Here is a 24,635-nt window from a genome sequence, read left to right as displayed (position 1 = left end):
GTTTCTTAATACTTTTTGTAGCCAGTGCCGGGTGGCACTGGCTACTGTGCTGATAGGGGGAGTTTTCTAACAGCCCCTCTGTTTTTTGTGTGCCCATAAATTTGGTAATCTGTATTTCCCCCCTGTTGGACTCGAAAGGCGGCTCTTAGCAACACTCCACCGGAGTGTTGCAACCGCCGTGGGCTTTGCCGCAGCAAAGCGAGTCCATCTTTACCATACAGGGGGAGCCAGAGAAATACCCGGTATTCGCTTTGAATACCGGGATTTTTCTAACTTTTGGGCATGATTGAAGCAAGGCCGTTTTGGGGCATTTGGGTGAAAAATGGCTTCTGAGCAAACACCGTCCGAATTTCGGGCGGTGTTTTATTGGCGGGTGATTATTGAGCGCTTATCGATATACTTATTTTTCCGCCCCTAAACGCATTTTCACTTCGAATGTCGTCCCCTTATTCTTATTTGCATAAACTTCAATCGTACCGTCATGAACCCGTACAACTTCTCGTACCATTGTAAGTCCAAGCCCCACACCGCCAAGTTCCCGGCTTCTTGACTTATCTATACGGAAGAACGGTTCAAAGATCTGCTTTCTGAATGCTTCATCAATTCCGTTTCCTGTGTCGGAAACTGTTAGAACAACTTCGTTCTTCTCCTTTATTGCAGATACCGTAACGGTTCCATCTTTTTGATTATATTTAATGGCATTTTCCACAAGATTATATAGCATTCTGTAAATCAGAATATCACTCCCTGTCAAGAATAATTCTTCATCTGCCTTTTCTCCTCCCCTATGTGATTTCTGTATCAATTCAATGTTTTTTTCCTGTGCCAGCGGTTCCAAATCTGTCAGCACTTCCTCAATCAGACCATGGAGCTCAATTCTGTCATTTCGCGCCACTGTCTGTAATTCACTCATATCCAAAAGCGTTCTGACCAACTTGCTAAGACGTTCATTCTGCTCCGTTACCATCTGAATTGTCTCTTCTGCCGCTGTTGTACTCTCCGGATGTTCTGCTGCATGGTATAGATCCAGTTGTGCCTGGATTAATGCCAGCGGAGTACGTAACTCATGTGCCGCATTTCCCGTAAACTGACGCTGCGTCTCAAATGATACTGAAAGCCGCATAAGCATTTTATTGAAAGATTTGCGAAGTCTGTCCAGCTCTGCAATCTTATTCTCTTCGATTGTATAATCTGTCAGGTTCTGTGCCTGAACCTTTTCCACTGTCTCTGAAAATTCCCGGAGTGGTTTCAAGGCCCGTCCACTGATAAAATATGTCGCTGCGCCGCCAATCAGCGCTACAATAACAGTAATCAGAAGGCTTCTGCTTCTATAATCTGATTTAGAGTTATAAACCTTCATGGAAAACTGTGCCACAAAGTCATCCCACGCATCATCCGGAATATCAATGTACAGCGCTTCCGGCGCTGCGCCCTGCTCCGTGACAGACTCCTGAAGCGTATCGAAATAATAGACTCCGTTTTTATATAGGAAAAAGGTAAGAAATCCGCATAATATTGTAATCAACACTGTAGTAAGAAGTGTTAATTTCCATTGGAGTGATATTTTTTTCATGCTTTGCTATCTCCTCCTATCTTATAGCCCTCGCCGATTTTGTTTACGATTGGATCATATCCGAGTCCTGCTTTTAATTTTTTTCTCAAAGAAGACATATGCACCCGGATTGAACCGCTAAAACTGTCCACAGAAGAATCCCAGACATGCTCAATCAGTTCTTCCTGACTGACCGGTCTTCCTTGATTTAAGAGGAGATATTCTAAAATTCCATTTTCTTTTCTCGTCAACGCAACCGGATTATCTTTTGCATACGCAACCCTTTCTCTCGTATCAAATCGAAGATTTCCACATTTCAGGCAGATGTTTTTTTGTACAAATTTTCTCCTCGTCAGGCTTCTCACGCGAGCTTCCAGCTCCTCCAGATGAAATGGTTTTTCCATATAATCATTTGCGCCGGAATCCAGTCCCTCTACCTTATCCGCAATCTGGCTTCTCGCGGACAGGATTAATACTTTTGTCTCTTCGTTTTCTTTGCGAAGTTCCCGCAGAATCTCCATCCCATCCAACCCGGGCAGATTGAGATCAAGCACGATCAGGTCGTACAGTTCCGCATAGATCATATCCAGTGCTTGCTCTCCGTCATTACACATATCCACTTCATAACCTGCCAGGTGCAGACTTTTCGCAATCATTTCACATAATTTTTTCTCGTCTTCAACAATTAATAATCTCAATTTGTTTTTTCTCCATTTTCTTAACAGGGAATTTACACCCCATATTATATAATACAACCATCGAGCGGTCAATAGGCCGACTTCGGGCAAAAAAAACGAAAGGAGCAGTTACTATTTACGGTAACAAGGGGTATCTTGATGAAATCAGAAAAAGCGGCACAGATTATCCTACTTGCAGCTGGTTTTATATTTTTCCTTGTTGGCATTTTTCGCGGAGAAGCTGCGGTTGTACTCAGTAAGGCAATAAAACTATGTATGGAGTGTGTCGGAATTGGATAAGAAATCAAACAAGAATTTCCTGGTTCGCTTCCGCGGATGGTTTCAGGCAGCTGCAACACTGCTGACCAATCCTCATATTCCTAATCTGTTTAAGGGGAAACTTTATCAGGGAAAGGTAAAAACAATATGTGTCCCCGGGCTGAACTGCTACTCTTGTCCGGCTGCCACAGGCGCCTGCCCGATTGGGGCTTTCCAGGCCGTAGTCGGTTCATCCAAATTCAAGTTCACCTACTATATCACCGGATTCTTTATCTTGCTGGGCGTTCTGTTAGGACGATTTATCTGCGGTTTTCTCTGCCCGTTTGGATGGTTTCAGGATCTGCTGCATAAAATTCCCGGTAAGAAACTGTCTACCGCGAAGCTAAAACCCCTGCGGTATCTGAAATACGCGATTCTGGTCGTTTTTGTTATACTACTTCCGGCACTTGCAACCAATTCGCTGGGTATGGGAGATCCATTCTTCTGCAAATACATATGCCCACAAGGCGTACTTGAGGGCGCAATTCCACTGTCACTTGCTAATTCGGGGATCCGTGGGGCACTCGGACACTTATTTACGTTTAAGTTTACAATCCTTGTGCTTGTAATCATCCTGAGCATTCTGTTTTACCGTCCATTCTGTAAGTGGATCTGCCCACTTGGCGCCATCTACTCGCTGTTTAACAAAGTATCTTTTCTTAAAATCAGGGTAGATTCTGAAAAATGTGTTGGCTGTCAGAAATGCAGCCGTGCATGCAAAATGGATGTAAATGTAGTAGACACACCAAATCACCCGGAGTGTATTCGATGTGGAGCATGTATGAAGGCCTGTCCTACAAACGCAATCTGCTATCATTACGGATTTTCAAGCAGGAAACAGGCTGACAAAAAGTAAGCGAAAATGAAGTTAAAACGATTCAAAAGGAGATTAAAAATCATGAAAAGCAAAACAAGCAGAGCAAACGCAATGAAAAAAGCAATCGCGGCATCTCTTGCCATTCTCATTCTTCTTGCGTTCACGGGGTGCGGAACTTCATCCGGTTCCGCGGCAACTGAAAGCCAGAGGCAGGAAGATGCTTCCGCAACTTCAGGCAGTTTGGCTGAGGCGAAAGAAAAGCTGGACGACCTCTACCAACAGGAGAACCAGATCTTTGCGGATCACCAAAATGCATGGAACAAAGCATTTGGCTTCATGAGCAAGAACATGGACGATGATACCTTGAATGAAAACTATGCGGACTTTCTTGCAAATATAATTGAATCAAACAAAGACTCCTTCTCCGAAGAAGAATACGCAACTCTGAGTAAAGACGTTGAAACAATTCGAGGCATTGAAGAGGAAATTGCGAAACTTGAAAAAGAAATTGCCGCATCGGATTCTTCCGGCAGCAGCTCCTCCAACTCAGCTGACGCTGCAGGTGTGTTCCAGGATTTCAAAGGGAAAGATCTGGACGGTAACGATGTAGATGAAAGCCTTTTCGCACAAAATAAAGTTACGGTTGTAAACTTCTGGTTCAGCGGATGCAAGCCCTGTGTCGAAGAGCTTTCCAAACTGAATGAATTAAATGATGAAATTAAGAAAATGGGCGGCGAAGTTGTTGGTATCAATACAGATACATTAGATAACAATCAGGATGGAATCAAAGAGGCGAAGGAAATTCTGAAGGCTCAGGGAGCTTCCTACAAAAACCTGACTGTCGATTCCGATTCGACAGTTGGAAAATATGCAGGAAACATTATGGCGTTCCCGACAACGGTTCTTGTAGATAAAGACGGAAATATCATTGGCGAACCGTTCATGGGTGGAATCAATGATCAATCCAACTATGAGCAACTAATGAAACAAATTCAGTCCGCACTGGATCAGAACTAATTCATTTGCCGAAGACGTATGTTAAATCAGGCTGTCGCACGAATGCGACAGCCTGATTTTTTGATGCGCCCGATGAGCGCACGTTCTCCAGGGTGAAAGTCCCGAAGTCACTCGGCAGCGGGAAGACTTAGCCAAAGGCAGGGTGTCCGTTGTGAGGCGAAATCCGAAGAACGCCGGATTTTGGACGCCCATATCCACATTAGAGGCAAAGGCAATCTGCAGTCAATACACCCCTCTGGCCATGGATATGAAACCGCTCTCCTGGTTTTCCATGGCAAATCAGTGACGGGCCAGCCATTCCCGGCGCAGGATCGCGTAGTGTGCGGTGTCGCACAGGCCCTGGTTGTTCCAGTCCGCCTCCCGGGCGGTGCCTTCGTAGATCATGCCGCATTTGCGCATGACATCACCGGAGTGGGGATTGTGGGGGTCGTGGCGGGACTCAATGCGGTTGAAGCCCACTTCCTCAAAGAGAAAACCCAGAACGGCCTCCAGGGCTTCGGACATGATGCCGCAGTGCCACCAGTGTTCCCCGATGCAGTAGCCGATTTCGGTGGAGCCGATTTTATCATCCACTTGGCGGGCGGTGATGTTCCCAATGGGTTCTCCCAGGGATTTGAGGACGATCATCCAGTTGTAGTTCTTCGGGGAGGAGCATTCATCGATCCAGCTGTTTATAACCTGTTTTGTAACATTCAGGCTGGCATGGGGCGGCCAGGTCAGAAATTTCGTCACCTCCGGGCTGGAAGCCCAGTTGCGGTACATGGGTTCCGCGTCGCTTTCCTCTGCCCGGCGCAGGAGCAGACGGGGCGTTTCCATGGTTTGGCTGCCCTTGTGGGCCAGCAGACGGCGGCCCTTGGGATTATAGAGAATGGATTCTTCAGAATTTTCAACGGTGCCGTACCGGGTCTCATAGTTACAGTTTTTGATATACCGGAAGCCGCATTTTTGGATGACCCGGGCAGACTGACGGTTCCAATCAAAATGCCCTACCAGAAGAAAGTCCAATCCGGCGGTGTCAAACAGATAGGCAGTTACGGCTTTCACGGCCTCAGGCATCAGCCCACGGCCCCAGTAGTCCTTGGAGAGCACATAGCCCAGCTCCCGGCCACGGAGCCAGGCAAGCTCCGGATAATGTTCTTCGTTATATTCCTCGATGCCCAAAGAGCCGATGACGTGGCCCTCATACTCCAGGGCAAGGGTCTTCTTATGGGCGATAAAGTTATTCAGAATGGTCCGGGATTCTTCGATACTCTTGTGGGGCGTCCACCCGGCCATCTGGCCCACGCCGTCTACTTTCGCGTAGGCGTAAAAGTCCTCCAGGTCGCTCTCCCGCCAGGGCCGCAGGGTCATGCGGGGGGTGTGCAAGGTGATGCCGGTAATATCAATGGGTGTGTTCATGGTTCCTCATCCTTCTCTCTGTCGCCAGGTTTTTATGCGATTATACAGCGGAGAATATACACTGTCAAGCGGGAAATACACCCCCTGCGCAATTTCGCAAATCCGCCCGCCCGTCCTCTCCCGGCCAACCCGGGCAATGCAGAGTGATCTTTGAAATTCCATGCTATTGCATTCGCAAAGAAAACAGTTTATACTATGAAGCAAGAGAAAACCCGGCGGTTTTGCTGAATAGGAGGAACGGTTTATGAATGCAAGCGCGGCAACAATTCTTGATATGGCCAGACAGGGGAATGCGGCGGCTATGGGAGAGGCTGAAAAATGTATGCCCAAACTGGAAGTGAATGAGCTGATTTCTCTGGTTGTTTCCGTTTGGGAGGAAAAAGAGCATCGGCAAGAGGCGGCAGCCAGGGCGGCAAAGCAGTTGGCCCAAAAGTACAAAAAACCGATGGAGGTTTATTTGAATGCCTTTGGGGTATTTGCCGTGAAGACCGGCCTTGAGCAGCAGGAGGAACTGGATTTTTCCAAGGAGGGGACAGAAGAACTTGCCCGGAAAATTGTAGAGGTTGCAAAAACTCTGGAAAAAACGGTGTCCGATTACTGCCATGGAAAAATCAGAGAGGAGGATTTTATCAGTCGCCTGAACCAGTCCGGCGTTGGGGAAATAAGGGACAGTTTTCTCCGGGCGGCGGGCATTGACCCCGCCGAAATAAAGGAACAGATCCAGGGCGCATTGGGAGAAAAAGCAACAGGCGTCAGTGCTTTGCTGGTATCTTTCTATGCCTCTGCGGCGGCGTATAAAATCCTGAAAGCATCCTTGCAGGATGCGGCCCTCATGCGGGAGAATCGGCTGCGCATTGAAGAAGAATGCGCCAGAAGCGTTGCGCAGATGCGGGCCTACCGGGAGAAAATGAATGCTGCCGTCTCCGACTGCCTGTATATCCATGCGGAGACGTTCAATGCGGGTATCGCCGCAATGGACCGGGCTATTCTGGATGGGGATGCACAGGGATTTATCCGTGGAAATGTAACGATTCAGGAAATCCTGAACTACCATGTTCAGTTCCGCAATCAGAATGAATTTGACGCATTGATGGATGGAGATGCGGCGTTCGTACTATAGGAGGGGGAGCAATGGCAAAATTTGATTTTAAGAAGCTGGTCAATGATTCTGCGGATAAGCTGAAAACCGGCGCGCAAAAAGCCCAGGATGCGGTGAAAGGATTTGATATAAAGACAGCCGCCGGTGATGTGATGACCAAAGGAAAAGACGCGGCGGAATACTTCAAACAGAAAACCGATGAAACGGTTCAGGCAGTTTCCCAGGCCGTCAGGAAAAAAGAGGAGGCCCGAGGGTTTATCACCGCTCAGGGTGCCGTCAAGCTGATGTGTATGATGATGGCTGCCGATGGGGACATTTCCAAACAGGAGCTTGGCCAACTTCAGGAAATCGGGAACGAATTGGATGAACACTTCCCGGAGTATCAGGAGAAGACTGTGGAAGAATGCACAGCCCTTGTGGAAAAGCTGGATACAGAGAACTACCGGGAAGAACTCCATGATGTTGTCCGGGATGTGATTCAGGAATCGCTTCATGCTTCCGGGGCAACGGTGCCTGTGAAGCTGCTGCTGTGGAATCTTCTGGTGGTTGCCCAAAGCGACAGCTGCTATCAGGAGGAGGAAGCGAAGCTGATCCGTTATATTGCCAGACATCTGGAAATTGACAAGAGCATTGCTCCGGAAATGGAACATGCGCTCCGGGCCATGCTGGCCATTGAAAACGAAATGGAGTGGCTTAAAAATACGGACAGACCCTTTGGCACGGTAGAACCTGTGCTGACGGAACTGGCCGAGCGAAATGCCGCCATTGTACAGGCCGTCCATGACCTGATTGGGGACTGATAGGAGGGAGAATTATGCCGTTGCCATTATTGTTTATTGGAATCGCCGCCGCCACGGGTCTTGCCGGGGCGGGGAAAACTGTAAAGGCCGTTGTGGATAACACCAATGCCAATAGAATCAATACCGCAGCCAACGAGGGCGTGGACAACGCCAGAAAGCGTCTGGAGCAGCAAAGAGGAGCGGTTGCCCGGTCCCTTGAAAAGCTGGGTGAGGAGAAGCTGCAAATTCTCGCCGGTACGGTAACCTCTTTTGTGTCTGCTTTTGAGAAAATCAAGAACATTGATTTTACTTCTTCGGTGGGCCTGGAGGAATTGGAAAAGCTGCACATCGATCAGAAAGATTTTGAGGAACTCAAAGAACTGGGCAATTTTGCCATTCAGGTTGCCGGAGGCGTGACAGCCGGAGCAGCCGGTGGTGCCCTTACGGCCATCGGTGCCTACGGTGCGGCCCAAACCTTTGCGGCGGCTTCTACCGGAACGGCCATTGCCTCCTTGAGCGGTGCCGCCGCCACCAATGCAACCCTTGCTTTCTTCGGCGGCGGTTCCCTGGCAGCCGGTGGCCTGGGAATGGCGGGCGGTATGATGGTCCTGGGCGGTCTGGTGGCAGGTCCTGCGCTCCTGGTTATGGGGCTGATCACCGGCGCAAAATCCCAGGAGAAGCTGGACCAGGCATTGATCAACAAGGCCCAGGCAGAGGAAATCATGGAAGCACTGCATGCCGCCTCCGACCAGTGTTCCGCCATCCGCAGACGTGCGTACCTGTTTTATAGCCTTTTGGCCCATCTGGATACCTATTTGCTGCCGCTGGTCTGGCAAATGGAGGATATTATCGCAAAGGAAGGAACAGATTACCGCACCTATTCCCCGGAATCCAAAAAGGTCATCATGGCCGCCGCCAGCAATGCAGGCTCTGTAAAAGCGGTGCTGGATGTCCCAATCCTGACCGATGACGGATCGCTGACGGAACAGTCCGGCGAAATTGTGGAGAAAATCGGAAAACTCCTGTACAAATAAGGGAAAGGCTTTTTCGCCAAGGAGGAAATATCATGGGAGAATACCCAAATGTAGACTGCCTGGAATCGGACTGGAAGCTGTTTCGGAAAAGACTTCCGGGTTGGCAGGAAGCCTATATGGAAAAGCTGCTGGATGAATACAGAAGCATCCTGGACTCTGACGGACGGGCATCCGAGCGATTCCGGGCATTGGAAAAACGGATCAACAGCGACAAGCAGAATCCCGGCGTTCAGGCCAATATGCGCAGAAGTTGGCTGCGGGACAACATCATGGGCCTATTGCGAGATGATGCCATCACACTGGACGATTTGGCGGACTTTAGCCCGGAACTGCGGGATGAAATGGCGCAGTATGTGAAAATCCTTGAAAATAGACGGCGTGACAGATGATGGCTTTCCTCTGAGCATGGAAGTTCCCAGTCAGGAAATGAATCAATTTGACAATTAAAAAGGAACACGGTGTACCGATTTTGAGGTGGTACACCGTGTTCCTTATATGGACGATAAAAGACGATGCTTTTGAGAAAGGCCAACGGACGGAAACCCCTAAACGATTTCCGCAATGTCGTAAATCAGCCGTTCCGTTTTTTTCCAGCCTAGGCAGGCGTCGGTGATGGATTTGCCGTAGGTGCCGCCGTCAACCTTCTGGTTGCCGTCTTCTATGTAGCTTTCTACCATGAAGCCCTTGACAAGAGCGTGGATGCCTGTATCATAGGTTCTGTTTTGCAGGACTTCCCGGATGATTCGGCCTTGCTGGTAGGGGTTTTTACCGGAGTTGGCGTGGTTGGCGTCGATGATGACGGCTGGGTTTTGGAGGCCCTGTTCTTCATAGAGTTTGTGGAGGAAAAGCAGGTCCTCGTAGTGGTAGTTGGGCCGGGGGTCGCCGTGCTTGTTGGTGTAGCCCCGGAGAATGGCGTGGGCGTAGGGGTTTCCCCGGGAGGTGGCCTCCCAGCCACGGTAGATAAAGGTATGGCCATGCTGGGCGGCGTTGATGGAGTTCATCATCACGGACAGGTCGCCGCCGGTGGGGTTTTTCATGCCCACGGGAACGGAGATGCCGGAGCTGGTGAGCCGGTGCTGCTGGTCTTCTACAGACCTGGCCCCTACGGCAACGTAGGCCAGCACATCGTCCAGGTATTTATAGTTTTCCGGGTAGAGCATTTCGTCGGCGCAGGAAAAGCCCGTCTCCCGCAGCACCCGCATATGCAGTTCCCGGATGGCAATCAGACCTTTCAGCATATCCGGGGCGGCGTTGGGGTCCGGCTGGTGGAGCATACCCTTGTAGCCTGCGCCGGTGGTCCGGGGCTTGTTGGTATAGACCCGGGGGATGATCAGGAGTTTGTCGGCCACTTTCTCCTGAATAGGCACCAGCCGGGAGATATAATCCAGCACACTGTCCTCCCGGTCTGCCGAGCAGGGGCCGATGATCAGGGCCAGCCGGTGATCCCGGCCGCCCAGAATATCCTTCAATTCCCGGTCCCGCCGCTCAAATACCTGGGCCATATCGGCGGTGACGGGATATTCCTGCTTTAGGTCATAAGGAATGGTCAGCTTGCGCTTGAAATCCATATTCATAGTGTAAAAACCTTCTTTGTCTTGATCGATAGGCTCAGTATAGCGGGTTCCGGCAAAAAATGCAAGAAAAACCATTATGGGGTGTGAGGTTTTGACTATGAAATCGGTCTATCAGGGTGAGGAACAAAAACGAATGAGGTGATCTCAAATGGACGACAACAAAATAATCGCGCTGTTCTTCGCCAGAAATCAGGACGCCATCCGGCACACGGACGCGGCCTATGGGCGGCGGCTGTTCTGTCTGGCGGAACGGATCGTGCAAAACGATCAGGATGCGGAGGAAAACGTCAGCGATACCTATTTGCAGGCGTGGAATACCATTCCGCCCCAGCGGCCTACCCATTTCTATGCCTATATCGCCAAAATCTGCCGGAACTTCGCCCTTAAAAAGCTGGATTGGAAAAACGCCCAGAAGCGAAAGGCGGAAATTGTGGCCCTGACCCAGGAGATGGAGAGCTGCATTCCGGATACAGCCCGGGAAAATGAGCTGGACGCCCGGGAGCTGGGCAGGCTGCTGGACGCTTTCTTGAGGACCCAGACGCCGGATAATCAGATGGTATTTCTGCGCAGATTCTGGTACGCGGACACCATCGGGGAAATCGCTGCCCGGTACGGCATCAGCGAAAGCGCCGTGCACATGCGGCTGAATCGGACGAAAAACAGGCTATCCGCCTATCTTGCGAAGGAGGGCATTCAGGTATGAACGGGAAAAACATGCTTTTTGGACTGCAATATATTGGTGACGATCTTGTGGAAAACGCGGAATTCGGACAGTTTTCCACGGACACGGGAAAGAACGGGAGACCCCGCCGCGCCATCCGGCGGCCTCTGCTGGCGGCGGCACTGATTGGCGCGGCGCTTCTGCTGGTGGGCTGCGCGGTGGCCTATGTGCTGAATCTGGAAAAGATCAAAATCAGCGCGGGAACGGAACAGCGGGACTATTCTCTGGTGGACGGGGTGTACGTGAAGGCCCCCCACACGGTGAATACCACCACCCTGACCCTGGCGGGGCTGGAAGGTTCCGACGCCTACAAGGCTTGCGCGGACTTCTACGTTTTCCAGGAGGAATACACCGCCAACGTGGAAAAAATGGCCGAAAACGGCACGGTGCCAGAGGACTATTGGGAAACCTACAGCGATGTTATGAATGCCAAGGCCCGGGAGCTGGCAGAGAAGTACGGCCTGAAGCCGGAGGGGAAGCTCCTGGAATTCCGCACGAACCGGAATCTCTGCGACGCTCTGGACGTGGAACGCTTTGACCGCAGCAACCCGGACATCAGCGTAAACATCAATGGCGGCGGCTGCTATGATACGGGCAATTTCTGGCTGAACATGGACTTTGCATTCCCGGAGGATAAGGGGTATGAGGTTCTGAGAAGTCCCGGCACGCTTGCCTGGAACCGGAAGGACTGCTTCAGCCGGGACTATCTGACGATCACGGACAGCGGCGACTGGATCGAGAAGAATTATACAACCGCTTCCGGAAGCCAGGTGCTGATCCTCCATTCCCCCAGCCAGGAGACCGGTCTGGTCCTCTGCGACCGGGGCGAGGCGATGATGGCCTTGGTGTTTAATGCCAATATTGAGCATCTCAGCGAAGAAGACTACGGTGTGTTCTCCTCTGAATTTGTGCGCATGACGGACAGACAGCTGGAGCTGGTGGCGGACGCCATAGACTTTTCCGTTCAGCCCAGAATCCTCACGCAAGCCGATGTGGACGCCCAGAGCGCGGTTCCTCGGGAGGCCACTCAGAACGGTTATACCCTGACGCTGAAGGGCGTGGAGACTGACGGCTATGTGGCGCGGATCCTGCTGAGCCTCGCCGCCCCGGAGGGGACGGCATTTCCGACCGATGGCAATCTCATTTTTGCCGAGGATACGCTGGTGGACGAGAATGGCGTCGAGGCTATGGGGGCTTTCAGCATTGAGCCGGTGGACGATGGAGACGGAAAAAGCAATACGGCGGACCTGCTGCTGATCCGGAACCGTGCTATGGAGGGCGGCAGCGCCCCCTTCACAGCCGGAACGACCTGGAATCTGTATCTCGTTGATATTGTGTATTCCGCCTGGAACGCGGAAAGCGGTATCATCCGGGACACGCTGGCCGAGGGAGAGTGGATGATCCCCATTTCCTTTGACGGTGAAAACGGGGATTACCGGGAACTAGAACTGGTACAAAAGCCCATCACGATGAAAGCCGCCGTGAGCTATGATGAAACCGGAAAAGCTGCGCTAGAGTCCTTCCCGGTGACTTCCGTCAAGCTGCGCCGCAACTGCATTCTCCTGACGGCAGATGTGGGAGAGAAAACCTATGCGGATTTCTTCTGGCTCGGCTCTACCGGTAACAAGGCGGTTCTGAAAGACGGCACCGAGGTGGATGTTTTGAATCAGGCTTTTGCGAAACCCCTTGACCTGGACAGTGTAGACTACATTCTCTTTGCCGACGGCACCAAGCTGCCTGTTCCGACACCGTAAACCTAAGAAAAGAAAAAGCTGCCCCGGAGGGAACACAAACGTTCCGCTTCGGGACAGCTTTTTGGTACGACTGGGCCTATAAGCCGGGTTCTGTTTTGACAGCCATCTATCTAGCCCTGTGATCGCTCGCAGGGTCAAGCCACCTCTTGGGGACGGCCGGGCAAGCCTGTTGTCCCCCACACGGTGTTGCTCCGGATAGAGTTTACATCATAAAACCCATGTTGCCATGGGCTGGGTGCGCTCTTACCACACCTTTTCACCCTTGCTGACGGTTTGAAACCGGCCAGCGGTATCTCTCTGTTGCACTTGTCCTGGGGTCACCCCCGGCAGGCGTTACCTGTTATCCTCGCCCTATGGAGCCCGGACTTTCCTCATCTGGGACCTTTCGGTACCCATCCGCGGCTGTCCAGCCCAGTCGCGAACATATTGTACTCTAAGAATGGACAATTGTCAAACATCTTGCAAAATCTTTTCCGGTGGGATATACTATTGAACATAGAATTGGAGAAAAGGCGGGTATCGTTATGGATGCTTTTGAAAACTATTTTGGAGGACTCAGGGACAAGTCCATTGCCGTTCTGGGCCTGGGGGTCAGCAATCGGCCCCTGGTGCGACTGCTGCTGGAATTCGGCTGCCAGGTAACGGGCTGTGACAAAACCCCCCGGGAAGAGCTGGACGAGGAGGTATTGGAGCTTGAAAAGCTGGGCTGCAAGCTCCATGTGGGGCCTGATTACCTAGAAGGGGTGCAGGCAGAGATTTTGTTCCGCACCCCCGGCATGCACCCCAACAATCCGGCCATTGAGGCCCTGCGGCAGCGGGGGGCCCAGGTGACTTCGGAAATGGAAGTGTTTTTTGAGGTCTGCCCCTGCAATCTCATTGCCGTCACCGGCTCTGACGGAAAAACCACCACCACCACTCTGGTCAGCGAAATGCTGAAAGCCTCCGGGAAAACCGTGTGGCTGGGGGGCAATATCGGCACGCCCCTGCTGCCCCTGTGCCGCCAGATGAAAAAAGAGGACTTTGCGGTGGTGGAGCTCAGTTCTTTCCAGCTGATGGATATGCGCCGCAGTCCCCAGCGGGCCCTCATCACCAATCTGGCCCCCAACCATTTGGATATTCACAAGGACATGGAAGAATATGTGGAGTCCAAAAAGAACATCTATCGGTTCCAGGATGAAACAGGCATTTTGGTGCTGAATGCCGACAATGCCATTACCGCTTCTCTCCGGGGCAACGGGGAAACCCGGTTCTTTTCCAGAAAGCAGAAAACCAACTGCGTCTGGGAAGAAAACGGCGTGATTTACCGCCGGGGGGAGCGGCTGCTGGAAACCAAAGAAATCCTCATTCCCGGCACCCACAATATTGAAAACTACATGGCGGCCATTGCCCTGGTGGAGGGGCTGGCCACCGACGACGCCATCCGGCAGGTTGCCCGGAACTTTGGCGGGGTGGAGCATCGCATTGAGCTGGTGCGGGTGAAAGACGGGGTCCGGTATTACAATGACTCCATTGCCTCCTCTCCCAGCCGGACCATTGCGGGTCTGCGCAGCTTCCCGGAAAAGGTAATCCTCATTGCGGGGGGCTACGACAAGCATATCCCCTATGATGTCCTGGGTCCGGAAATCTGCGCCCATGTGAAAAAGCTGTTTCTGGGCGGTGCCACCGGCCCTAAAATTCGGGCAGCGGTGGAAAACGCACCGGCGTACCGGCCCGGTGTGCCGGAAATCGTGGATTGCGGCGACTTTACCCAGGCCACTCTGGCAGCGGCCCAGGTGGCAGAGCCGGGGGATGTGGTGCTGATGAGTCCTGCAAGCGCAGCCTTTGACCAGTTTAAGAACTTCATGGTTCGGGGCCAGTACTTTAAGAAACTTGTAAAGGAGCTGTGACCATGGAATTGACCCGGATTTCTCAGGGCATGCGGAAAGTGCTGCCCCTGAAGCGCTGCGGCGCGGTGATCGTGGCGGCTGGCTCCGCTTCCCGGATGGGGGGCATTGATAAGGTCATGGCCCCCCTGAGGGGTGAACCTGTGATCCTGCGGACGGTCCGGGCCTTTCAGGAGACGGACGCCATCCGGGAGATCGTTATCGTTACCCGGGAGAATTTGATCATGCCTGTTTCGGACCTGTGCGCCGGGTTGGACAAGGTAAAGGCTGTGGTGGTTGGCGGTGGGAGCCGGCAGGAATCCGTCTGGCTGGGGCTGAACGCCCTGTCCAAAGGCATGGAGCTGGCGGCAATACAGGATGGGGCCCGGCCGCTGGTGACCCCGGCGCTTATCGACAGGACCGTCCGTGCGGCACACAGCTACGGGGCGGCGGCACCGGCCATCCCGGTAAAAGACACCATCAAGGTGGAGAAAAGCGGCCTGATTGAATCTACCCCGGATAGAAGCACGCTCCGGGCGGTGCAGACCCCCCAGGTGTTTGACTTTGACCTGCTGCGGGGAGCCTTGCAAAAGGCCCGGAACGATGGGGCAGAGGTAACGGATGACTGCTCCGCCGTGGAACGTCTGGGGATGAAAATCCGGCTGGTAGAGGGGGAGGAGCGGAACCTGAAAGTCACCACCCCCCTGGACCTGAAAATCGCGGAACTGCTGTTGGAGGAAAAGCCATGAGAATCGGACACGGTTATGATGTACACGCCCTGGTTCCCGGACGGAATCTGATTCTGGGCGGGGTGAACATTCCCTATGAGCTGGGGCTGGACGGCCACAGCGATGCGGACGTGCTGCTCCACGCCGTTATGGATGCCCTTCTGGGGGCGGCGGGGCTGGGGGACATCGGTCTCCATTTCCCGGATACGGATGCCCGGTACAAGGGGGCGGATTCCGGAAAGCTATTGGAATGTGTGGGCGAAAAAATCCGTGCCGCGGGCTTCCGGGTGGGGAACATCGATGTGACCATGATCGCCCAGCGGCCCAAGCTGCGGCCCTATATTGACACCATGAAAGAAAACATTGCCGCCCGGCTGGGCATCCATCCCGACAGGGTCAATGTCAAGGCCACCACCGAGGAGCATCTGGGCTTTACCGGCGAGGGCCGGGGCATGGCCTGCCATGCGGTGTGCCTGCTGGAAGAAAAATGACAAAATATTTCTCCCGGGCATAGAATGTGCCCGGGAGGGAATTTTTTATGAAGCAATATCTGATTACCTTCCGCTCGGTGACCTACGCCCAGCGGGGGGAGCGAAGCCTTGGGGGACGGGGGATTTCCGGCAGCCTGAGCCGGACGCCCAAGTGGATGGAGCAGCAGGGCTGCGGCTACGGCCTGACTCTGCGCGGTGCCAACATCTACAGGGCGGTGGATGCCCTGCGGCAGGACGGGGTGAGCTGGCGAAGGGTCTATGTGCTGGAAAACGGAAAATACCAGGAGATTGCCCTATGATCTACCTGGACAACGGGGCCACCTCGTTTCCCAAGCCGCCCCAGGTGGTCCGGGCGGCAGAGGAGGCCATGGTTCGGGCGGCAAACCCGGGCCGGGGCGGCTACAAAGCGGCCATGGCGGCGGCGGAAATCGTTTTTGACTGCCGGGAGCAGGCGGCGGCGCTGTTTTCCTGCAAACCGGAGCAGGTGGTGCTGACGGCCAACTGCACCCACGGACTGAATATTGCCATTGGCAGTCTGTTCGGGGACGGAAGCCGGGTGCTGATCTCCGGTTTTGAGCACAACGCGGTTACAAGACCCCTGTACGCCCGGGGCTGCAAGGTGAAAATCGCCGGACGGCGGCTGTTCTGCTGGGAGGAACTTCTGGATTCCTTCCGGCGGGAGCTGCGGCAGGGGGTGGACGGAGCGGTATTTACCCATGTGTCCAATGTGTTCGGCTATATCCTGCCGGTGAACGAAATGGCGGCGGAATGCCGGGCGGCAGGCGTCCCCTTTGTTCTGGACGCCGCCCAGTCCGCCGGGAGCCTGCCGGTGGATTTTGGGGCGTTGGGGGCGGAATTCATTGCCATGCCCGGCCACAAGGGCCTGTTAGGCCCCCAGGGTACGGGCCTTCTGCTCTGCGGCGACCCCGGAAAACCCCTGCTTTTCGGCGGCACCGGCACCCTGTCCCGGGAGAAAACCATGCCGGAGGACCTGCCGGAACGGCTGGAGGCGGGGACTGTGAATGTGCCCGGGGCGGCGGGACTGGCGGCGGGCATCCGTCTGGTCCGCGGTATGACCCCGGAGAAAATCTTTGCCCGGGGCCATGGCCAGACCATGGCCTGCGGGAGGGCGTTGGAAGAGATGGGCTATCGGGTGTTTACAGGGCCGCATCAGGCCATGACGCTTTCTTTTCAGGGAAAAGCTGACTGCGAGGAGATCGCGGAGGCTCTGGGCAGCCGGGGCATCGCCGTCCGGGCGGGGCTCCACTGCGCGCCTCTGGCCCATGAAAGCGCCGGGACTTTGGAAAAAGGCACCGTCCGGATCAGCTTCGGCCACGACGCGTCCCCGGCCCAGACAAACGCTCTGCTGCGGGCACTGGGCGCGTGAGCACGGAAAGTTTACATTTCCCGGGAAGGGTCCGCTTTCCCGGGAAAATTCGTGTTTGGGGCGGAATGAGAGAGAATGGAGGGAAAAGCCCGGTTTCGGATGCCGAAAAGGGGAGAAAGAGGACACGGCGCCGGAAAGAATTTTATGCAGAATATCTATTGCCAACCGGGGAAGAATCCGCTATAATAAACCGGATAATAGATAAGTATACCATAAGGTCGTGTGCGATCTGAAAAAGTTGACATAAAAGAGGGTTCGAGCATGGAAGCATTGCACAGCTTATTGCAGCAGGTCATGCGGATGCAGTGGTCCGATTACCTGGATATTTTAGTTGTCACGTTTATTATATATCGTTTGCTGCCCCTGATCCGTACACCCAGTACCATGCGTGTGGCCCGGGCTGTGATCGTGGTGGTGGTCATCGCGGCCATGACGGACGTGATGCACCTGTATACCCTGAGTTTCCTCATCAATCAGTTCCTGTCCATCGGACTGCTGGCACTGGTCGTCCTGTTCCAGCCGGAGCTGCGGCGGATGCTGGACCATCTGGGAAGCGTCCGCCTGGGGGCTCTGTTCGGCGGGGTCAAGCCGGTGGCGGAGATGGATATGGTCATCAGCCAGACTGTGGCTGCCTGCGACTGCATGAGCCGGGAAAAGGTGGGCGCGCTGATCGTCTTCACCCGGGAGGCCAGTCTGGACGACTATGTGAAAACCGGCACGACCATTGACGGCCGGGTCTCCGAGCAGCTGATCCGGAATATCTTCTTCCCGAAGGCTTCCCTGCACGATGGGGCCATGATTATCCGGGAGGGCAAGATCAAGGCGGCGGGATGCGTGCTGCCCCTGTCCACCAGCGACCGGCTGGCGGCGGATCTGGGCACCCGGCACCGCGCGGGCGTGGGCATGAGTGAGAATTCCGACGCCGTGGTGGTCATTGTCTCTGAGGAGACCGGCACCATCTCCGTAGCCATGGGCGGCATGCTCAAGCGCCATCTGGCCCCCAAGACGCTGGAAAAGCTGCTGCACAATGCCCTGTGTCCTGAGGAGAACCAGCAGGAGAACCGGAACATCGGTCAGATCCTGCGGCAGAAGCTGGCAAGACCCGGAAAGGAGGACCAGGATCATGAAGCGTAAAATCGGATATATGCTGCTGTCCCTGGCCATTGCCTTCGGACTTTGGCTGTACGTCATCACCACGGTAAGTCCCGGCTCCTCGGATACCTATTACAACATCCCCATCGTCTGGGAGGGGGAATCCGTCCTGAATGAAAACGGCCTGATGGTCACGGCGGTCTCCTCCAATACGGTGAACCTGCGCCTGTCCGGCAACCGTTCGGACCTGAGCAAGGTCAATTCCGCGAACATTACCATTAAGGCGGATCTTTCGAAAATCCGGGAACCCGGCACCCAGATTCCCATCAACTATTCCACCCCGACTTTCCCCGGTGAGGTAGCCAGCAATGCCTTCGTTATTGAGACCAAGGAGCCGGACACGATCTATGTGACTGTGGTCAAGCGCGTCAGCAAGACCGTGCCGGTGGAGGTGGTCTGGGTAGGCTCCACCGCCGAGGGCTTTATGATCGACCGGGAGAATAAGACGCTGGATCACCCGGAGGTCACGGTCACGGGCCCGGAGTCCGTGGTCAATTCCATTGCCATGGCCACCATCTCCGTGGATCTGGACGGACGGCGGGAATCCATCAGCGAGAGCTACAATTACACCCTCTGTGACGATCAGGGAAAGCCTGTAGATGCCCGGCTGATTACCACGGATGTGGAGCAGATCCGCCTGGATGTGTCCATCCGGCGGGTGAAGGATCTGCGGCTGACCTATAATCTGGTACCCGGCGGCGGCGCGGACGAGGATAACACCACTGTCAAGCTCAGTGCCGAGACCATCCGGGTTTCCGGCAGCGAGGCGGCTCTGGAGAACCTGGGCGATACCCTCAGCATCGGCACCATCAATCTGGCGGACATCACCAAGAGCTCGACCAGTCTGACCTTCGCCATCGCCCTGCCCGAGGGAATCACCAATCTGACCGGTATTACGGAGGTCACGGCGGACGTGTCCTTCCACGGTCTGGCTACCAAGGAGCTGACCGTTACCAACATCCAGAGCATCAATATTCCCGAGGGGCTGTCAGTGGAGCTGATCACGGAAAAGCTCACCGTTACCCTGCGGGGCCCCACGACGCTGATTTCCACGGTGACCCCGGAGGATGTGGCGGTTATTGTGGACTTCACCGGCGCGGAGGTGGGCACCTCCACATTCAAGGCGACGGTCAGCATCAGCGATGACTATAAGGCTCTGGGGACTCTGAAGGCGGAGCCTGTTTCCGCAAAGATCGATTTGGCAGAGAAATGATTTGCCGTGTTCAAAAGCGGTGAAATAGAAGGAGAGCATGACCATGGTGAAAAGTATGACCGGCTACGGCCGTGCCGTGGAGACGGTAAACGGCAGGGAGTTCACGGTTGAAGTGCGAAGCGTCAACAACCGCTACCTGGACTGCACGGTAAAGCTGCCGAGAAACCTGTCCTTCGGGGAGGACGCCGTCAAACAGGCGGTAAAAACTTCCATTTCCCGGGGGAAGGTGGATGTGTTTGTGTCCGTCCGCAGCGAGGGCGCCCAGGAGACCGCCGTGAGCCTGAATAAGCCCATGGCGGAAGGCTATCTGGCAGTCCTGCGGCAGATGCGGCAGGAGTACGGCCTGGCGGGAGAGATCACGGTCTCCATGCTGGCGGGACTTCCGGATGTGTTCCTGCTGGACAAGCCCCCTGTGGATGAGGAGCAGCTTCTGGCGGATTTCCTGAGCGTTGTCCAAAAGGCTCTGGCGAATTTCGACGCCATGCGCCGCGCCGAGGGTACGGCGCTGGCTGCGGACCTGCGGGGAAGAGGGGAGACCATCCTCTCTCTGGTAGAGCAGGTGGAGGCGGGCAGCCCCCAGACAGTGGCGGACTACCGGGCCCGGCTGGAGGCCAAGCTCAAAGAGGTTCTGGCGAATACCGCCATTGATGAGAGCCGCATCCTCACCGAGGCAGCCATCTTTGCCGATAAGGTCGCTGTGGACGAGGAAACGGTGCGGCTGCGCAGCCACCTGAACCAGATGAATACCATGCTGGATGCCGGCGGTCCCATCGGGCGGAAGCTGGACTTCCTGCTGCAGGAGATGAACCGGGAGGCCAACACCATCGGCTCCAAGTGCTCGGATGTACGCCTGGCTCGGGTGGTTGTGGAAATCAAGGCCGAGCTGGAAAAGATCCGGGAACAGACGCAGAACATTGAGTAAGGAGCGGGAAATATGAAGCTTCTGAACATCGGCTTCGGCAGCATGCTTTCCCAGGAGCGGGTGCTTTCCATTCTGGCGCCGGATTCCGCGCCCATCAAGCGCGTTATGCAGGAGGCCAAGGACCGGGGAATGCTGATCGACGCTTCCTACGGCCGAAAGACAAAGTCCGTCATTCTGATGGACACGGATCATGTAATTCTGTCCGCGCTGACTCCGGAAAGTCTGACCGCGCGGTGGTCAGACTCTGAGGCGGCAGATGAAGAGGAGAGAGAGTAAGTGGGTAAACTGATCGTGATTTCCGGCGCCTCCGGCGTGGGCAAGGGAACGGTGGTCAAGAAGATGATGGCCCGGAGGAAGGATCTTTATTTTTCCGTCTCCGCAACGACCCGGCCTCCCAGACCCGGCGAGGTAGATGGGAAGGACTATTATTTCGTGACCCGGGAGCGCTTCCAGGAGATGATCCGCCGGGGGGAAATGCTGGAATACGACGAGCACAACATGAATTTCTACGGCACGCCCAGAGCGCAGGTCGAAGAGAAGCGGGCCAAGGGCCATGTGCTGCTGGACATCGAGCCGGTGGGCGCCAGAAATGTGAAGAACAACTACCCGGAAGCGGAGTTGGTGTTTATCATGCCGCCCTCTGTGGAAGAATTGGAACGCCGTTTGCGGGGCCGCAACGACACACCGGAGGACCAGATCGCCATCCGCATGGAGCGGGCAAAATGGGAAATGGCGCAGCGGACCTGGTATGACCATGTGGTGGTCAACGACGACGCCGGGCGCTGCGCGGAAGAGATTCTAAGCCTGATCGAGAAGTAAATATTCCGCGGGGGACGATGCCCACATCGTCCCGGGACACTGCGAAAGTGCCCGGAATGCATGGGGCGCCCGGAGGCGGGGCGATGTGGGCATCGCCCCCTGCGGCGTGAAAGATAGATTGTAGTTACTGTTTTTTGGAGGAATCAAAACTATGCTGTATCCACCTGTTGCTGATTTGCTGACGAAAGTTGAGAGCCGTTACCTGCTGGTGAATCTGGTTGCCCATCGGGCCCGCCAGATCGCTGCGGAGGCCGAGGAATTCCATGAGGACCTGCCGGAGAAGCCTGTGACCATGGCCATCCAGGAGGTCGCGGACGGAAAGCTCAGCGCCACCATCAAGGAAGAGTACAAGCACTAAGCGCTGCCCTGCGGAGACGGGAGGAATGGGTATGGTTGCGGGAATTGCCGTTTCGGCGGCGAATTTTGCCATCGATAAGCTCTATTCCTACCGCATTCCGGCAGGAATGGCGCTCCAGCCCGGCCAACGGGTCCAGGTGCCGTTTGGCCGGGGCAATACCGCCGCCGAAGGCATCGTGGTGACGGTGGGAGAAGGCAGCGAGGAAAAACTCAAGGCCGTTGCCCAGTGCCTGGAGGAGACCCCGCTGCTGACCCCTTTGCAGCTGCGGCTGGCGGCGTTCCTGCGGGAGCGCTGCTTCTGCACCTTTTACGATGCTGCCAGAGCGATGCTCCCGGCGGGACTCTGGTTCCGCCAGAGGGATACCTTTACCCTGACGGAAGACCGGAGCTGGGAAAGCGCCGTCATCCGCAAGGAGGGAGCCCGGGAGATCCTGGAGACCATGCGGGATCTGGGCGGTGCGTGCCGGGATTCGGCACTCAGCGCTTGTGTCCCGGATGGGGACAGGCGGCGGGAGGCACTTGCCTATCTCGCCCGGAAGAAATGGATCACCGCCCAGGCGGAGCTTTTGCGGAAGACCTCTGACCGGACGGAAAAAATTGCCGCGCTGGCAGTCCCGGCGGAGCAGGCCATGGAGTTTGCCATGAGCCGCCCCAAGGGCGCGGCCATGCAGAGAAGCGTTCTGCGGCTGCTCTGCGGCGTTGGCTGTGCCAGCGTGAAGGACATCTGCTATTACACGGGGGCATCTTCTCAGACTGTTGCCCGGCTGGAAAAGCTGGGGTATGTGGAACTGTCCGAACGCCCGGTGCTGCGGTGCCGGGAGATTGAACCGGCCAGAGTCACAAAGCCGCTGGTCCTGAATGAGGAGCAGCAGCGCTGCTTTGAGGGACTTCTGGCCCAGTCCCGGGAGGAAGATCCCGGCGTGGCGCTGCTCTACGGCGTTACCGGATCCGGTAAGACCTCTGTTTATATCCGCCTGATCATGCAGACGCTGGAGGAGGGCAAAAGCGCCATCCTTCTGGTGCCGGAGATTGCTTTGACACCCCAGCTTCTGGGACTGATGGCCGCCTGGTTCGGCGATCAGGTGGCGGTGCTCCACTCCAGCCTCTCCGACGGAGAACGGTGCGACCAGTGGAAGCGTGCCAGAGAGGGAAGCGCCCGGGTGATTGTGGGGACACGGAGCGCCGTGTTTGCCCCCTGCGAAAAGCTGGGACTTATCATTCTGGATGAGGAGCAGGAGCATTCCTATAAGTCTGAAAACGCGCCCCGCTATGCCGCCCGGGAGGTGGCCATGTGGCGGGGCGTGAAGGAGGGGGCGCTGGTGCTTCTTGGCTCGGCCACCCCGTCCGTAGAGAGCATGTACCACGCGAAGCAGGGAACTTACCGGCTTTATCGGCTGCAAAACCGCTACAATGGCCGCCCGCTTCCCGAGACCCGGATTGTGGACATGCGTGAAGAACTGAAGCTGGGAAATGACGGTACTTTGAGTTACCCCCTGCGGCAGGCCGTCCATGATACGCTGGCGGCGCGCAAGCAGGTGATTCTGCTTCTCAACCGCCGGGGAAACAGCCGGGCATTGGTCTGTGTGGACTGCCGGGAGGCCCCGGAGTGCCCCCGGTGCAGCGAGCGGCTGACCTACCACAGCGCCAACAACCGCCTTTTGTGCCACTACTGCGGCTACTCCATGCCGGTGCCGGACCGCTGCCCCAAATGCGGCGGCCCTTTGAAGACCCTGGGCACAGGCACCCAGCGGGTGCAGCAGGAGCTGGCGGAGCTGTTCCCCGATGTGGAAGTGGCCCGCATGGACGCGGACACCGTCAGCGCCACCAACACCCACGAGGCCATTCTCTCCCGGTTCCGCCGGGGAGAGCAGCAGATTCTGCTCGGCACGCAGATGGTTGCCAAGGGCCTGGATCTGCCCAACGTGACCCTCGTCGGAGTGCTGGACGCGGATTTGAGCCTGTTTACCGGAGGATTCCGGGCCGGGGAGACCACCTTTGATATGCTGACACAGGTGGTAGGCCGGGCAGGCCGGGGCGACTGTGAGGGCCGGGCGGTCATTCAGACCATGGCCCCCAGCCATGAACTGATTCGTCTCGCGGCAGAGCAGAACTATGATCGGTTTTATGATCTGGAAATTCGGCTGCGGCAGGTGCAGCACGCGCCCCCCTTTGCCGACCAGGTGCTGATTGCCTTTCAGGGGTTGCAGGAGCCTCAGGTGCTGCTGGGTTCTGCCAAATTCCGGGACAGTCTGCTGGCTCTGGGCAGACAGGGCACTTTGGGCGGCTACGAGCTGTTAGGCCCGGCCCCCAGCCCGGTACCGAAGATTAACTATCAGTACCGCTACCGGCTGACCCTGCGGTGCCGTCTGGATAAGAATATCCGCGCGGCGCTTGCGTATCTGCTGTCCGCGTTCGGAAAGGACATGGCTATGCGGGGCGTCAGCGCTTATATTGATGTGAACGGTTTTGAAGGATAAGGAGAAAAGAAATGGGAATTCGGAAAATCATGACGGTGAAGGAACCCTGCCTGCACAAGGTCTGCCGCCCGGTGGAGAAGTTTGACAAGAAGCTGCACAAGCTGCTGGACGATATGAAGGAGACGCTGGTGGACGCCAATGGCGTGGGTCTGGCGGCTCCCCAGGTGGGCATTCTTCGCCGGGTCGTTGTTGTGGACACCGGGGAGGAAATACTGGAGCTGGTGAATCCGGAGCTGCTGGAAACCAGCGGCGAGCAGGTAGGCAGCGAGGGCTGCCTCAGCGTCCCCGGCAAGTACGGCATTGTCAAGCGGCCCAACTACGCCAAGGTCCGGGCCTATGACCGGGACGGCAATGAATTCGAGGTAGAGGGTGAGGAGCTGATGGCCCGGTGCTTCTGTCATGAACTGGACCATCTGGACGGCATTGTCTATACGGAGATCATGGAGCGCTATCTGACCGACGAAGAGCTGAACGAGGAGGCCTGAGT

The 24,635-nt window shown here is 55.4% G+C and carries 26 protein-coding genes and 1 other RNA gene; 22 read left to right on the top strand and 5 right to left on the bottom strand.

The genetic code is table 11. The features are described from left to right. Positions 1 to 400: 400 nt before the first annotated feature. Entirely contained in the window at positions 401 to 1,573 is a 1,173-nt protein-coding gene (locus tag KQI10_RS06490) for a cell wall metabolism sensor histidine kinase WalK (protein ID WP_216566595.1), read from the bottom strand. Then, a complete protein-coding gene (locus KQI10_RS06485) occupies positions 1,570 to 2,250 on the bottom strand; it encodes a response regulator transcription factor (RefSeq protein WP_216566594.1) in 681 nt (226 codons plus the stop codon). The genes KQI10_RS06490 and KQI10_RS06485 overlap by 4 nt, the downstream gene beginning before the upstream one ends. 138 nt (positions 2,251 to 2,388) lie before the next feature. Here KQI10_RS06485 and KQI10_RS11690 point away from each other — a divergent pair, with 138 nt between their 5' ends. From KQI10_RS11690 to KQI10_RS06475, 3 genes are read left to right on the top strand one after another with little or no spacing between them, the layout of a single operon-like run. Continuing rightward, positions 2,389 to 2,529, top strand: coding sequence for a CD1871A family CXXC motif-containing protein (locus KQI10_RS11690; RefSeq protein WP_253285181.1), 141 nt, complete (start codon positions 2,389 to 2,391; stop codon positions 2,527 to 2,529). Beyond that, a complete protein-coding gene (locus KQI10_RS06480; RefSeq protein ID WP_216566593.1) occupies positions 2,522 to 3,403 on the top strand; it encodes a 4Fe-4S binding protein in 882 nt (293 codons plus the stop codon). Before KQI10_RS11690 ends, KQI10_RS06480 begins: the two co-directional genes overlap by 8 nt. A gap of 42 nt (positions 3,404 to 3,445) precedes the next feature. Continuing rightward, positions 3,446 to 4,381 (top strand): TlpA disulfide reductase family protein, encoded by a 936-nt coding sequence (locus KQI10_RS06475; RefSeq protein WP_216566592.1) that lies wholly within the window; start codon positions 3,446 to 3,448, stop codon positions 4,379 to 4,381. Between the two features lie 279 nt (positions 4,382 to 4,660). On the opposite strand, the gene KQI10_RS11935 is transcribed toward KQI10_RS06475, so the two are convergent. Then, positions 4,661 to 5,779: a GNAT family N-acetyltransferase gene (locus KQI10_RS11935; RefSeq protein ID WP_371818372.1), complete on the bottom strand. Its 1,119-nt coding sequence runs from the start codon at positions 5,777 to 5,779 to the stop codon at positions 4,661 to 4,663. 244 nt (positions 5,780 to 6,023) lie between these two features. Between KQI10_RS11935 and KQI10_RS06460 the strand changes: the two genes are divergently transcribed. Genes KQI10_RS06460 through KQI10_RS06445 form a run of 4 tightly spaced genes read left to right on the top strand, consistent with a single transcriptional unit; the run spans position 6,024 to position 9,080 of the window. Next, positions 6,024 to 6,899, top strand: coding sequence for a hypothetical protein (locus tag KQI10_RS06460; RefSeq protein ID WP_216566591.1), 876 nt, complete (start codon positions 6,024 to 6,026; stop codon positions 6,897 to 6,899). A gap of 11 nt (positions 6,900 to 6,910) precedes the next feature. After that, on the top strand, positions 6,911 to 7,678 hold the full coding sequence (locus tag KQI10_RS06455; RefSeq protein WP_216566590.1) for a TerB family tellurite resistance protein: 768 nt from the start codon (positions 6,911 to 6,913) through the stop codon (positions 7,676 to 7,678). A gap of 14 nt (positions 7,679 to 7,692) precedes the next feature. Then, on the top strand, positions 7,693 to 8,691 hold the full coding sequence (locus tag KQI10_RS06450) for a hypothetical protein (RefSeq protein ID WP_216566589.1): 999 nt from the start codon (positions 7,693 to 7,695) through the stop codon (positions 8,689 to 8,691). 32 nt (positions 8,692 to 8,723) lie between these two features. Then, positions 8,724 to 9,080: a multidrug transporter gene (locus tag KQI10_RS06445; RefSeq protein ID WP_216566588.1), complete on the top strand. Its 357-nt coding sequence runs from the start codon at positions 8,724 to 8,726 to the stop codon at positions 9,078 to 9,080. 156 nt (positions 9,081 to 9,236) lie between these two features. On the opposite strand, the gene KQI10_RS06440 is transcribed toward KQI10_RS06445, so the two are convergent. Then, entirely contained in the window at positions 9,237 to 10,265 is a 1,029-nt protein-coding gene (locus KQI10_RS06440; RefSeq protein ID WP_216566587.1) for a 3-deoxy-7-phosphoheptulonate synthase, read from the bottom strand. A gap of 148 nt (positions 10,266 to 10,413) precedes the next feature. Here KQI10_RS06440 and KQI10_RS06435 point away from each other — a divergent pair, with 148 nt between their 5' ends. Continuing rightward, complete coding sequence (locus tag KQI10_RS06435; protein WP_216566586.1) at positions 10,414 to 10,968, top strand: RNA polymerase sigma factor; 555 nt, start codon at positions 10,414 to 10,416, stop codon at positions 10,966 to 10,968. After that, positions 10,965 to 12,740 (top strand): hypothetical protein, encoded by a 1,776-nt coding sequence (locus KQI10_RS06430; protein ID WP_216566585.1) that lies wholly within the window; start codon positions 10,965 to 10,967, stop codon positions 12,738 to 12,740. Before KQI10_RS06435 ends, KQI10_RS06430 begins: the two co-directional genes overlap by 4 nt. 63 nt (positions 12,741 to 12,803) lie before the next feature. On the opposite strand, the gene rnpB is transcribed toward KQI10_RS06430, so the two are convergent. After that, positions 12,804 to 13,158: RNase P RNA component class A (gene rnpB / locus KQI10_RS06425), an RNA gene on the bottom strand. 106 nt (positions 13,159 to 13,264) lie between these two features. Between rnpB and murD the strand changes: the two genes are divergently transcribed. From murD to def, 13 genes are all read left to right on the top strand, one after another. Further along, entirely contained in the window at positions 13,265 to 14,626 is a 1,362-nt protein-coding gene (gene murD / locus KQI10_RS06420) for a UDP-N-acetylmuramoyl-L-alanine--D-glutamate ligase (RefSeq protein WP_216566584.1), read from the top strand. A 2-nt stretch (positions 14,627 to 14,628) separates the two neighbouring features. Further along, complete coding sequence (ispD, locus tag KQI10_RS06415) at positions 14,629 to 15,351, top strand: 2-C-methyl-D-erythritol 4-phosphate cytidylyltransferase (RefSeq protein WP_216566583.1); 723 nt, start codon at positions 14,629 to 14,631, stop codon at positions 15,349 to 15,351. Beyond that, positions 15,348 to 15,821: a 2-C-methyl-D-erythritol 2,4-cyclodiphosphate synthase gene (gene ispF / locus KQI10_RS06410; protein ID WP_216566582.1), complete on the top strand. Its 474-nt coding sequence runs from the start codon at positions 15,348 to 15,350 to the stop codon at positions 15,819 to 15,821. Before ispD ends, ispF begins: the two co-directional genes overlap by 4 nt. Positions 15,822 to 15,868: 47 nt before the next feature. Then, complete coding sequence (locus tag KQI10_RS06405) at positions 15,869 to 16,120, top strand: DUF3343 domain-containing protein (RefSeq protein ID WP_216566581.1); 252 nt, start codon at positions 15,869 to 15,871, stop codon at positions 16,118 to 16,120. Next, entirely contained in the window at positions 16,117 to 17,208 is a 1,092-nt protein-coding gene (locus KQI10_RS06400) for an aminotransferase class V-fold PLP-dependent enzyme (protein ID WP_216566580.1), read from the top strand. The genes KQI10_RS06405 and KQI10_RS06400 overlap by 4 nt, the downstream gene beginning before the upstream one ends. Positions 17,209 to 17,469: 261 nt before the next feature. Beyond that, positions 17,470 to 18,342: a diadenylate cyclase CdaA gene (cdaA, locus tag KQI10_RS06395; protein WP_216566579.1), complete on the top strand. Its 873-nt coding sequence runs from the start codon at positions 17,470 to 17,472 to the stop codon at positions 18,340 to 18,342. Then, positions 18,332 to 19,573 carry a YbbR-like domain-containing protein gene (locus KQI10_RS06390; RefSeq protein ID WP_216566578.1) on the top strand — a complete coding sequence of 414 codons (1,242 nt, stop codon included), beginning with the start codon at positions 18,332 to 18,334 and terminating at the stop codon, positions 19,571 to 19,573. Before cdaA ends, KQI10_RS06390 begins: the two co-directional genes overlap by 11 nt. A 37-nt stretch (positions 19,574 to 19,610) precedes the next feature. Further along, positions 19,611 to 20,495 carry a YicC/YloC family endoribonuclease gene (locus tag KQI10_RS06385; protein ID WP_371818371.1) on the top strand — a complete coding sequence of 295 codons (885 nt, stop codon included), beginning with the start codon at positions 19,611 to 19,613 and terminating at the stop codon, positions 20,493 to 20,495. A gap of 12 nt (positions 20,496 to 20,507) precedes the next feature. Next, positions 20,508 to 20,771, top strand: coding sequence for a DUF370 domain-containing protein (locus KQI10_RS06380; RefSeq protein WP_216566577.1), 264 nt, complete (start codon positions 20,508 to 20,510; stop codon positions 20,769 to 20,771). Then, on the top strand, positions 20,772 to 21,314 hold the full coding sequence (gmk, locus tag KQI10_RS06375) for a guanylate kinase (RefSeq protein ID WP_216566576.1): 543 nt from the start codon (positions 20,772 to 20,774) through the stop codon (positions 21,312 to 21,314). A 151-nt stretch (positions 21,315 to 21,465) separates the two neighbouring features. After that, on the top strand, positions 21,466 to 21,672 hold the full coding sequence (gene rpoZ / locus KQI10_RS06370) for a DNA-directed RNA polymerase subunit omega (RefSeq protein ID WP_216566575.1): 207 nt from the start codon (positions 21,466 to 21,468) through the stop codon (positions 21,670 to 21,672). Between the two features lie 31 nt (positions 21,673 to 21,703). Then, entirely contained in the window at positions 21,704 to 24,148 is a 2,445-nt protein-coding gene (gene priA / locus KQI10_RS06365) for a primosomal protein N' (protein WP_253285180.1), read from the top strand. Between the two features lie 11 nt (positions 24,149 to 24,159). Next, entirely contained in the window at positions 24,160 to 24,633 is a 474-nt protein-coding gene (gene def, locus KQI10_RS06360) for a peptide deformylase (protein WP_216566573.1), read from the top strand. Positions 24,634 to 24,635 lie beyond the last annotated feature (2 nt).

The sequence above is a fragment of the Pseudoflavonifractor sp. MSJ-30 genome, from assembly GCF_018918045.1.
Lineage (GTDB): Bacteria > Bacillota > Clostridia > Oscillospirales > Oscillospiraceae > Faecousia.
This window is presented reverse-complemented; position numbering and strand designations above follow the sequence as displayed.